This is a genomic window from Postechiella marina (assembly GCF_039538365.1).
GTDB classification, from domain to species: Bacteria; Bacteroidota; Bacteroidia; order Flavobacteriales; family Flavobacteriaceae; genus Postechiella; species Postechiella marina.
In genome coordinates, this window is sequence record NZ_BAABCA010000001.1 from 718,099 (window position 1) to 730,307 (window position 12,209).

Consider the following 12,209-nt stretch of genomic DNA (forward strand, 5'->3'; position numbering starts at 1 on the left):
TTATTTTTTTAACCTTAAATCTAAAGTATTAGGGAATTCAGGGTTAACCGGAATTTCTTCATATTTAAATTTCTTTGAGCTGCCTTGTTGTTTGGAAACATTTCTACTAACAGTGATAGATTCTCCTTTTTTAACTTTCTTAGCAGGCTTAATTTCTCCTTGTGTATGTCCAAAATCCCAAAAACGATTAATTCTTCTCGATTCTGCTTCAAAGCTGTTAACTGGATATGTTTCGTACGATCTACCTCCTGGATGCGCTACAAAATAGGTGCAACCACCAATAGAGCGTTTATTCCAAGTATCAACAATATCAAAAACCAAAGGTGTGTCTACGCCTATTGTAGGGTGTAAAGCTGAGTAGGGATTCCAAGCTTTATAACGAATTCCTGCAACATATTCTCCTTTTATACCAGTACTTCTTAATTGAACTTTTACACCGTTGCAAGATAAAACAAATCTTTCATCTGTAAAATTATTTACTTTGACTTGTAGCCTTTCTACCGACGAATCGACATATCTTGCTGTTCCGCCACCAGTCATCTCTTCTCCAAGTACATTCCAAGGTTCTATACCAGATCGTAACTCCAGATGAATATTATTTATATTTACCATGCCATGCAATGGAAACCTAAATTCGAAAAAGGGATTAAACCAATCTTCTTTAAATCTATATCCTGCTTTATTTAACTGGTATACAATGTCTTTAATATCTTCTCTTACAAAGTGTTCTATTAAAAATTTATCATGTAATTCTGTTCCCCAACGCACTAAATCGTGCTCGTAAGGTTTTTTCCAAAACCAAGATACTAAGGTTCTAACCAATAAGTTTTGCATTAAACTCATTTGCGGGTGTGGTGGCATGTCAAAACCTCTAAGTTCTAATATACCAAGTCTTCCTGATGATGAGTCTGGTGAGTATAATTTATCTATACAGAATTCTGCTCTATGCGTATTACCTGTTAAATCGGTTAGTAAATGCCTAAACAATCTATCTGTTAACCAAAAAGGGACTTTGCCATCTTTGGGTATTTGGCTAAAGGCTATTTCTAGCTCGTAAAGGTTATCTTGTCTGGCTTCGTCTACACGAGGAGCCTGACTTGTTGGGCCAACAAAGGCTCCAGAAAACAGGTACGAAAGTCCTGGGTGATGTTGCCAAAATGTTAGCAAACTTCTTAATAAACTTGGTTTTCTTAATAGCGGACTGTCTTTAGGTGTTGTACCGCCTAATGTAACATGGTTTCCGCCACCTGTACCTGTGTGTTTACCATCTAGCATAAATTTTTCTGTACCAAGTCTTGCTTTTTTGGCTTGGTTGTAAATAGTAAATGTATTGTCTTTAAGATCTTGCCAATTACTTGTTGGGTGTACATTTACTTCAATAACACCAGGGTCTGGTGTTATTTTCATAGATTCTAATCTGTTGTCTTTTGGTGGTTCGTATCCTTCTAAAATAACAGGAATTCTTAATTCTTTTGCTGTAGCTTCTATAGAAGAGAGTAAGTCTAAAAAGTTTTCGGCACCATCTAAAGGTGGTAAAAAAAGGTGTAATTTACCTTCTCTAATCTCTGCACACAATGCAGTTCTTACAAAATAGTTAGGTAGTTTTTTATTTGGTCCTTTTTTTAAGAATTTTTCATGTCTTTTGGCTACCACACGTCTAAAACTAGGCAGTCTTTTTCTTTTAGAAAATAAGTCGGGTTCGTAATTAGGAAAAATTTCGTGTTCTGGTTTTTCCATTAAAGAATTTAGAGGTAAACGCAAGCCTATAGGAGAATTTCCTGGTGTTAAGAATAAATGGTTTCTTCTAAAGGTCCAAGCACTAGAAAACCATTGGTCTTGGGTTTTATTTAAAGGTAATATGTAGCCAACAGGTTTCGATGTTCCGCTTTTAAGTATTTCGCTTATTTTTTTCTCAGCTAACGAGCTGTCTTCATCTTCACTAGGATTAAAATCTACAGGTAATTTACCTTGTTCCCAAAGGAAATAAAAAGCATCTTCAAAGGTTGGAATAATGTGTTCGTCAGATATTCCTAAATAATTAGTTAGTGTTTTTAGAAATAAAACATCGGCATTTTCTGGTATAGTAACATCGTCTGTAAGCGCAGCTAATAGCGTATGGTCAAACCATATCTTTCTGCCATCTTTTCTCCAGCATAACTCTGTAGACCATCGAGGCAAAGGTTCTCCTGGGTACCATTTACCTTGTGCATGATGTAAAAAGCCTCCTGGCCCAAATTCATTTAATAAACGTTTAGACAAATCTGCTGCAAGCGCTCTTTTATGTTTGCCATCGGCATCTGTATTCCACTCGGCCGACTCCATATCATCTATAGAAACAAATGTAGGTTCTCCTCCCATGGTTAGCCTTACATCGTTGTTTTGCAATTGTTTTTCAACTTTGTGTCCTAATTTGTCAATAGCATTCCATTGTTCTTCTGTATATGGTTTTGTTACTCTAGGCGATTCAAAAATTCGTGTTACCTTGTTTTCGAATTCAAATGTAGTTTCGCAAACATCAGATAATCCATAAACTGGAGCAGCACTTTCAAAAGAAGGTGTGCAAGCTAAGGGTATATGGCCTTCGCCAGCTAATAAACCAGAAGTGGCATCAAAACCAATCCAACCAGCGCCAGGTAAATATACCTCTGCCCATGCGTGTAAATCGGTAAAATCTTCTTCAGGGCCAGAAGGACCGTCTAACGATTTTTCGTCAGATTTTAGTTGTACTAAATACCCAGAAACAAAACGCGCTCCAAACCCTAAACGACGAAGTGTTTGCACAAACAACCAAGCGAAATCTCTACAAGAACCCGTTTTATGTGTTAAGGTTTCTTCGCAGGTTTGTACACCAGGTTCCATTCTTATATTGTAACTTAAATACTCGTATATTTTTCTATTAATATCTATTAAAAAGTAGATGGTTTTTCGAGGTGTTATGTCAATAGATTTTACAAAATCTTTTAACAAAGGGCCTTTTTCGGTAACTTCTAAATAGGGTAGAAGCTCTTTTTTAATGGTATCTGTATATTTAAACGGAAATTCTTCAGCAGATTCTTCTACAAAAAAATCAAAAGGGTTTATAGTTTTTAAGTCGGCTATAATTTCTACATCTATAGATAATTCTTCTGTTTTATCAGGAAAAACAACACGCGCTAAATAATTTCCAAAAGGATCTTGCTGCCAGTTAAAAAAATGATTTTCTGGCTTAATTTTTAAAGAGTAAGATTCTATTGGTGTTCTGCTATGCGGAGCAGGTCTTAACCTAAAAATATGTGGAGACAGTTTAACAAAACGGTCATATTTATATGTTGTTTTATGTGATATTACAATTTTTAATGCCATAGATACAATTTTTTTCGAATGTTATGAACGGTGTGAAATTAGTTAAATAGAAATTAAAACAGTTGCAATTTTATATAATTATAGGTGTTTTAAATAAACTCAATATTAAAGAATTATTAATTCTCTGTATAAATTTTACCATTATATATAGAGTTGCTATTTTTATTGTATTTTAATGAAAATACAGAAAATTTTGACAGCATTTTTTCATTTTATGACAAAATAAGATGTTGAATATTTTTTAATAAAAAATAATTATTGATGAAAATAAATCATCGATATGCTAAAATAGCAAATAATTATATAAATTATTAACATTTTAGCATGTGATTTTCTGTTTTATTTTATTAGATTTACCAAAAAGAAACTCATTTTGAAAGTAAAAACTATGCTACCTATTTTTTCGTCGTATGAATTTGATTCTAGGTTTTATGATGAAATTTTTAAAACAAATAATGAAGTAAGGGAGGTTTATAAAACGCTATTTAATTTATTTAGTAAATATGATGTAAACGATTTTGCAAACCTTAACGATAAGGCTAAGGATGCATTTTTTAATCAGGGCATTACATTTCAGGTTTATGGCGATAAAGAAACTAAAGAGAAAATATTTCCTTTTGATTTGTTTCCTCGAATAATAGGTAATAATGAGTGGTTAGAAATAGAAAAAGGTGCTTTGCAACGTAGTAAAGCGTTAAACCTATTTTTGTGGGATGTATACCACGACCAAAAAATTATTAAGCAAGATATTGTCCCTATAGATTTAATAAGCTCTTCTGCTAACTTTTTAAAAGAAATGGTTGGGTTTAACCCTCCAGGTGGCATATATAATCATATTTCTGGAACAGACTTAATTAAGCACAAAGACGGTAACTATTATGTGCTTGAAGATAATATTAGGTGTCCTTCTGGAGTAAGTTATGTTATTGGAAATAGAGAGGCTTTAAAACGAACTTTATTTGGAGTTTTTAATCACTATAAATCTTATAATGTATCAGATTACGGTCAGAATTTATTAGATATTATAGAATCTGTTAAGCCAAAAGGTGTAGATATGCCAAAATGTGTTGTGCTTACACCAGGGGTTTATAATTCTGCATATTACGAGCATTCGTTTTTGGCAAGACAAATGGGAGTAGAGCTAGTTGAAGGTAGAGATTTATTTATTGAAAACGATTTTGTGTACATGAAAACTATAAAAGGTTTAGAGCGTGTAGATGTTATTTACAGACGTGTAGACGACGCTTTTATAGATCCAGATGCTTTTAATAAAGATTCTGTTTTGGGTGTTAAAGGTTTATTTAAATCGTATTTAAAAGGAAAAATTTGTTTGGTAAATGCACCAGGCACTGGTGTAGCAGACGATAAGGCTATTTATACTTACATGCCAGAAATTATAAAATATTACCTTGATGAAGAACCTATTTTAAGTAATGTACATACCTACCATTGTAGTAGGCCAGACGAATTTAAATATGTTTTAGAAAATATAGATAAATTAGTAATTAAACCAGTTGACGAGTCTGGTGGTTATGGTATTTCTATAGGAAATAGATTAACCAAAGAAGAGATTGAAAAAGTAAGAACTACTATTAAGCAAAACCCAAGAAAATATATTGCACAACCTATAATGTCTTTATCTACACATGCCACATACATAGAGGAAGAAAACTCTTTTGAACCTAGACATGTAGATTTAAGAACTTTTACACTTTTAGGAAAAGATAAAGATTTTGTTTTAAAAGGCGGACTTTCTAGAGTTGCATTAAAAAGAGGTAATTTGGTTGTAAATTCATCGCAAGGTGGAGGATCTAAAGATACTTGGGTATTAAAAAAATAAAACAATTTTATGTTAGCAAGAGTAGCCAATAATTTATTTTGGATGGGGCGTTATATAGAACGCTCAGAACATTTAGCAAGATATTTAAAAGTAAATTACTTTTCGTCTTTAGACGCTCCAAACGAATTGTCGCAATCGCGAGAGTTTGTTTTACGATCTATGCTTTTCGTAGCAGAAGAAGAAGAATTAAAAAATCCTAAAACGCATATAGAGCAAGATGTTATTTATAACATAGGTTTAAATCCAGAAAAGCAATATTCTATTTTAACCTCAATAAAAAATGCACAGCAAAACGCAAGTGGTGCACGAGATTTAATATCTACAGAGTTATACGAAGCCATAAATACACTTAATAGAACCGTAAATAACTATTCGCCAGATGTATTTGTAAAAAATGGATTGTTCGATTTTACAACCATGGTAAGTACTCAGGTTACTTTGTTGCGTACAAAAATTAGAGCTACACTATTGCATGACGAAGTGTATGCTATAATTATGCTTGGTATTTATATAGAAAGAGCCAATCAAGTTATAAGGATAATAAATTCTAAATATAACGATGCTTTAATAGAAAAAGTAAATTTAGGCGAGTCTGTTAACACAAGTTACGAGTGGACCACTTTACTTAAATGTGTTGAAGTATACGATATGATGCGAAGACATTATAGAAAAGTACCAACAAGTCATTCTGTTTTAGAGTTTTTAATATTAAACCCAAAATGCCCACGTTCTATAATGAATTCTCTAAATAATATTAAATGCTATATAAATGTTATTGCAGGTAACGAGAGACCTCACCCAGATTCTGCTGCATTTTTAATAGGTAAATTAACTGCAGAATACGAATATAAAACTATAGACGATGTACAAGGCAATTTAAAATCTTTTATAGAAACACTTGTAGACGATTTAAGCTTAGTAGGCGAAAAAATGGATAAAGATTATTTTAGTATATATTAAATTAGTTATTCGTTTAAAATATAAAACAGCCATATAATAATTACGTTATTATATGGCTGTTTTTTGTTAGGCTAAGGCTGTAATTTGTATTTAAATATTAATAGAACTTAAAAAAAAAGGGAAAAACACCCTAAGCGAATCAGCATATAGCCTTTACTTTCAGATGTTTAATTTTTTAAACTTTGTTAAAACTAGAATTTTAACCTTTTTAAGACTTAAAACAAATGAAAAAATTACAAAGTATTTTAAACCAAGACCATTCAAAAAAGACAAAGAAAGAACTTGTCGATTTATTAACAGGAATTAGCGAAGTTTTAGGAGACGATTATTCTAAAATTAGTGGGATTCAAATTAGTGAATTGCCAAAAACTAAAAATGAAGATTTAGTAGCAGTTATAAACTCTTTTAAAGAGAATTACGATGCCAAATGGGAAGCTAATATTTCTAATTCATCAGAATTACTTAATGCTATTTTTGCTCAAATGGAAAAAGACGAAAATCAGTTTTCTACGTTAGATGCTGCTAATGCAGATTTTGCTGCAGAATTAGGTAGTATAGATTTCGAAAACTTAATTGGAGGCCCTTTAAATGCCTGCGTAACTGCGCAAGCAAATGCATCATTATCTACCGTAAATTTTATTAAAGAAGTAGGTTTTACAGACGATGGCGATTTGCGTATGGTAGATTTTTCATATAAAAAAGAAGTGCCAGATCCAGACAATCCAGGTTCTACCTTAAAAGAAGATGTATCTCTTAATGTCCCTTTTGTATCTGTACTTAATGTGCCTAGTTTGCGTATAGAAAACTGTACGGTAGATTTTAATGTAAAATTAAACTCTGTTTACACCAAAGATGTTAGTAGCGAGTTTGGTATAGATGCAAGTGCTAGTGGTGGTTGGGGGCCAGTTAAATTTAAAGTATCTGCCTCTTATAAACGATCTTCTAGCACAGGCGTAAGAGTAGAAAAAGAATACACCATGGGTGTTAAGGTTGTGGCTACAAACGACCAGATGCCTGGCGGATTAGAAAAAGTATTGGGTATTTTATCAGAATAAAATAATATGGTAAAACTATCAGACTACATGGACTATCTCAATGAAGAGATAGTCCAAGCTAGAAAAAAGGCAGACGAGCAAGCTGTTATTATTGCTAAAGAATATGCAAAGCATCCTTATTTAAAATACTTTAGAGTGCCTCGCTTTACTATGCCATCGGTAAAACTTAGTATTCCAATTAAAATTTCGGAATTAGACTCAGATACAAGCTATAAATTCGAAATGGATGACAATCAGTTTCTTAAAGATGTTAATACTAAAATAGAATTAGTCAACAAGGAAAAGAATTTAAAGCTTGTACCCATTAACAAAAATACGCTTAAAGGCGATAACTTAAAAAGTGTTATAGCAGATTTAAAAAAAGGAAATACCAAGCCTATTACAAAGCCTAATGATAATCTTTTAAAAGTAGATTTAAAAAAACCGGTTTTAGACTTAATTAAAATAAGAAATTTTAATGTATCTGCAGATGTAGCATCAGTAGAAAATGCAGAATTGGAAAAAATATTAAAAGAGTCTTTAGCCAATAGATATAAACCTATTTCATCTAAGTTAAACAACATCTATTTCGATCCTAATACAAGCGACGAAAAAGATAAGGGGAAAATATTGTTAACACTTAATGTTGAAATGGTTGAAGAAGGTATTAGGATACATAATGCAAAAGACGAAAAAGGTAATAAAATTGAAGAAATAATTTTTGAATAATGACGGTACTCATTCATTTTAAAAAACAACATTTAGAAGGGTTTAATGATGAGTTAATTTCTTTAAATGAAAAATTTATTAAAAAAGATTTCAATTTAGATAAAAAGTTAATGCAGTTGTTAAGCAGTACTCAAGAGTATTATAGGCAAGTAGGCGAGAGTACTGCAGAGGGTAACGTAAGTCAGTTAAAAATACATTTAGATCTTGCTGTTTCTGGCATAGATCCTCTAAGTTTAGAGCGTGTAAAAACCAGACGACGCGATTTATTACGTACAGCATGTTACCATTGTTTATCTAGTTTAAGTAATATTTTAGAGCACTCCTTACAAACTATAGAAGGCCTTTTACTTAATGCTTCAGAAACTATAAACCAGTTACTGCTTTCTGCATTTCAGTCTAAATTAATAACAGAAGATCTTATAAAAAAAACAGATACCATAGAGAAATGTACAGCTTTATGGAGCAGCCTTAAAACAAACGAACAAATTGCGCTTATCGATAAAAAATTAAAATTAGACATTCTTCAAGAAGATATTAGCATTTTACTCGATATAGCATTTTCAAAACTTAATAATTAAACTATTTACCAGCCATGAAAAATTCAAATAAATATATTATTCAATTAAAAGATGATAGTAAATCGAGTATTAGAAAAACCGAAAAAGACTTGAGTATTAAATTTACATCGTCTGCAGAACTAAGTTCGGATGTGCGAGCACAAGATGTTTTAGGCTCTGGAAACGGATTGTTTTTAAAAAATTTAGGATTAGCCATAGTTGAAGATTACGAGGTTGCAAAACTTCATAGTGTTACTACTGCAGCGTCTAACCCTATAATTTACTGGGAAGAAGATCGTGTCTTTAATCCGGTAGTAGAACTCGATTTAATTAGCGAAATGAAAGACCAAATGCTAGGTTTATCTAATAAATTAGGTGAATTAGAAGCGTTTATTAAAGAAAATAAAAAAACAATTGTAGATAAAAATTTTACATGGGGACTCGCAGCCATTGGCATGGGGTTAAATAACTTTACAGGCAAAGGGGTAGATATTTGTATACTAGATACTGGTTTTTATGCCAAACACCCAGACTTTAAAGATAGAAATATAAGTGGAAAATCTTTTGTTTTTGGAGAAAAATGGGATGTTGATGCTCATGGTCATGGTACGCATTGCACGGGTACCGCAGCTGGTTTTATATCGACAAAAGATAAAAAAAGATATGGTGTTGCTAGCGAGGCTAATATTGCTATAGCAAAAGTGTTAAGCGATTCTGGTAGCGGATCTACAAGTGCTATTATTGATGCTATAGATAATAGTTTAGAAAAAGGCCATAAAGTACTTTCTATGTCTTTAGGGTCGCCTGTTCAAATAGGAGAAAAACCATCGCCTATTTTTGAGCAAGTAGGCCGAAAAGCCTTAGAACAAAATAGTCTAATTATTGCAGCAGCAGGGAATGATAGTAACCGGCCAAGTTTACCAAGACCCGTTAGTAGTCCTGCAAATGCAGAGTCTATTATGTCTGTTGCTGCCTTAGACGAGGCATTAAAAGTAGCTAGGTTTTCTAACGGAGGTATTAATGCAAGTAATGGTGGTTTGGTTGATATTTCTGCTCCGGGTGTTAATGTATATAGCTCATCGTCTAAAAATGCTGGTAATGGCGATTTGTATAAAACTATGAGCGGTACAAGTATGGCAACACCACACGTAGCTGGTTTGGCAGCCTTGTATTGGGAAGCATTTCCTAATTTATCGGCCGAAGGCATTTGGTTAAAATTAGAAAAGCGTGCTAAGCAATTACCAAATCAATTATTAAGAGATGTTGGTCAAGGTTTGGCACAAATAATATAGTTTAGTAATTTTAAGTATAATTAAAAGGTAAAATGTTACATGAAAATCTATATGGCAACTTTAAAAGAAAATGTGGTTTTAAATGCCCATATTCTTAATTATTTTGCAAGTATGGGGTTTACGGTAATTAATTATCATCCAAATTTAAAAATACTAAAGCTTCAAGCTGATAAAACATTAACAGAAATGTCTTTAAAGTATATACTATCAATTGAAGAAGATAAAAGTTTCAATTTATAACTACGTTTTAAAAACACCTATATAAGTGTTAGATTTTTTATAATTAAATCTAATAAATTATATATTAATCTCTTCCTAAAATTAATTAAGCTATTTATTAATCTGTTTTGATTAAAAGAGATACGTTTTGTGCTGCACATAAAATTCTGGCAGTAAAGGCAAAATACCAGAAAATAACTTTAATAATTTTACTATGAAACCTATTAAAATTTTATTACTCCTAGCAACTAGTTTTGTATTAACATCTTGCTATTCTGTAAGGTTACGAAATGTAAACGGAGCACCACAACCAGACCCTTTTTCTAACAGAGACGATTACTATCGCGGTATGGCAGTTGTAGAGCTTGACACTGTTATTGGTGTTTCTTTAACAGGTAAAGATTTTACCTATTTAGTAAAAGAAAAAGAGGCTTGCGAATCTGGGAAAATAAATATTATAGAATATCGAAATACATTTGGAGGCGTTTTATTTAGTGCCATAACTTTTGGGAGAAAACGAAAAGTGAAGATTAAATATGTATGCGAAAAACCACAAAACTAAAACGTTATGGCAACTACAAAATCTAAGTTATTAAACAGCTGGAATACTTTACATCAAAATGGTCCGTTCGATTTAAAAGTATTATACCAAACAAAATTAGAAGGCGAGCGCATTATGCCTAAAAAGGTAGACCGCTATAACGATGTAGCTCTCGAAATACAAAGACTATTACAAGAGGCAAAGCAGGCAGGCGAAGGTTTTCGCGCTTATGGCTCGGCATGGTCTATGAATAATATTGCGAGCCATAAAGACCGCATGCATTTTAATGGATTTATGAATATTTCTATGCCAATATTGGATGCTAATTGCCATCAAGATTGTGCTTATGATGCTTCTAATTTGTTTTTATTTGAGTGTGGTAATACCATAAAAGAAGTGTCAGAAACTTTAGCAGAAAACGGAAAGTCTTTAAAAACAACAGGAGCTAGTAATGGGCAAACTATAGCAGGTTGTATTTCTACAGGTGTACATGGTTCTGGTATCGATACAGGTGCGGTGCAAGATTATGTTGTTGGTTTAAATCTTATTGTGGGGCCAAATGCAGACGATATTGTTTATATAGAACCCGATTCTAAACCTGCATTAAGTGATGCTTTTGCGCAAACTTTAAACTCTAGAGTAATACGAGACGATGCATTGTTTTATGCTGCTTTGGTTGGCTTAGGTGGTTTTGGGTTTATTCATGGTGTGGTTATAGAAGCAGAGCCTGTATTTCTTATAAAACGCTATGTAAAAAAAGTTAGTAAAACCATTGCTTTTGAAATGGCTAATACTATGGATTTTAAAAACTCTACATTTACAATTCCTGGTGAAACTGATGCAGATGGTAAAGGTAAGCGTCCATTTCATTTTAAGATTTTTATAAATCAATATAGCGACGAAACAGATTGTGTTATAGAAATGATGTTTAAAAAGCCTTACCAAGATAGTTACCCAGATCCCTTTCCAGATATAAAAGAATCTTTATACAGAGATTTAATTTATCTCTTTGTAAAACTAGCCGAGAAATTACCTAAAAGTATTCCTTGGTTAGTTAAGCGTTTAAGAAAAACAATTTTACCCGCTGTAAACGAAGAAACAATAGGTATGCTTAAAGAGATATTTTGGGATGCACCATATCAAGGTCCTGCGTTTGCGTGTTCTTTTGGAATTGATAATAAACACTCTGAAAAAGCCATGAATTTACTAGGGAAGTTAACCCGAGAAGAAGGGCCTATACCAGGTATTTTTGCATTACGTTTTGTAAAACAAACTAAAGCTACTATTGGTTTTACTAAATTCCCTATTACCTGCATGATCGAAATTGATGGTGTACTTTGGAATGAGACTAAAAAGATAATGAGTTTAGAAAAATTTTCTAGACGAATGATAGAAGTTTTAAAAACTAATAATATACCTTTTACTATTCATTGGGGGAAAAATAGTGATTGGAAATGTCCTGGTTTAGTAAATTATATGTTTGATGATAAAGCTGATGATTGGATAGCGCAACGTAAAAAATTATTATCGCCAGAAATGCAAGAGTTATTCTCTAATACCTTTTTAAAAACTGTTGGTTTAGGCTAAATATCAAAATTTAAAAATAATTAAAAACGATTATAGTGGTAAACACTAAAAAATTTATCGATAAAATAGGTGTTTTAGTAGCGTTAATATTCCCAAACTTCTATTTTA

General features: G+C 32.3%; 10 protein-coding genes. 9 read left to right on the forward strand and 1 reads right to left on the reverse strand.

Going from position 1 to position 12,209, the window contains the following annotated elements; all coding sequences use genetic code 11:
- Positions 1-3,342 (reverse strand): transglutaminase family protein, encoded by a 3,342-nt coding sequence (locus ABD715_RS02910; protein ID WP_344786570.1) that lies wholly within the window; start codon positions 3,340-3,342, stop codon positions 1-3.
- Between the two features lie 388 nt (positions 3,343-3,730).
- On the opposite strand from ABD715_RS02910, the gene ABD715_RS02915 reads away from it, so the two are divergent.
- From ABD715_RS02915 to ABD715_RS02955, 9 genes are all read left to right on the forward strand, one after another.
- The gene (locus ABD715_RS02915) at positions 3,731-5,182 is read left to right on the forward strand and encodes a circularly permuted type 2 ATP-grasp protein (protein WP_344786751.1); all 1,452 of its coding nucleotides are present in this window, start codon (positions 3,731-3,733) and stop codon (positions 5,180-5,182) included.
- Positions 5,183-5,191: 9 nt separating this feature from the next.
- On the forward strand, positions 5,192-6,142 hold the full coding sequence (locus ABD715_RS02920) for an alpha-E domain-containing protein (RefSeq protein ID WP_344786571.1): 951 nt from the start codon (positions 5,192-5,194) through the stop codon (positions 6,140-6,142).
- Positions 6,143-6,366: 224 nt separating this feature from the next.
- Positions 6,367-7,197: a DUF2589 domain-containing protein gene (locus ABD715_RS02925; RefSeq protein ID WP_344786572.1), complete on the forward strand. Its 831-nt coding sequence runs from the start codon at positions 6,367-6,369 to the stop codon at positions 7,195-7,197.
- A 27-nt stretch (positions 7,198-7,224) separates the two neighbouring features.
- Complete coding sequence (locus ABD715_RS02930; RefSeq protein ID WP_344786573.1) at positions 7,225-7,905, forward strand: hypothetical protein; 681 nt, start codon at positions 7,225-7,227, stop codon at positions 7,903-7,905.
- Positions 7,905-8,483, forward strand: a complete 579-nt coding sequence (locus tag ABD715_RS02935) for a hypothetical protein (protein ID WP_344786574.1) — start codon at positions 7,905-7,907, stop codon at positions 8,481-8,483. Before ABD715_RS02930 ends, ABD715_RS02935 begins: the two co-directional genes overlap by 1 nt.
- 14 nt (positions 8,484-8,497) lie before the next feature.
- The gene (locus ABD715_RS02940) at positions 8,498-9,754 is read left to right on the forward strand and encodes a S8 family serine peptidase (RefSeq protein WP_344786575.1); all 1,257 of its coding nucleotides are present in this window, start codon (positions 8,498-8,500) and stop codon (positions 9,752-9,754) included.
- Between the two features lie 39 nt (positions 9,755-9,793).
- Positions 9,794-9,994 (forward strand): hypothetical protein, encoded by a 201-nt coding sequence (locus tag ABD715_RS02945; protein WP_344786576.1) that lies wholly within the window; start codon positions 9,794-9,796, stop codon positions 9,992-9,994.
- Between the two features lie 193 nt (positions 9,995-10,187).
- A complete protein-coding gene (locus ABD715_RS02950; protein WP_344786577.1) occupies positions 10,188-10,535 on the forward strand; it encodes a hypothetical protein in 348 nt (115 codons plus the stop codon).
- Positions 10,536-10,541: 6 nt separating this feature from the next.
- On the forward strand, positions 10,542-12,101 hold the full coding sequence (locus tag ABD715_RS02955; protein ID WP_344786578.1) for an FAD-binding protein: 1,560 nt from the start codon (positions 10,542-10,544) through the stop codon (positions 12,099-12,101).
- Positions 12,102-12,209: the final 108 nt, after the last annotated feature.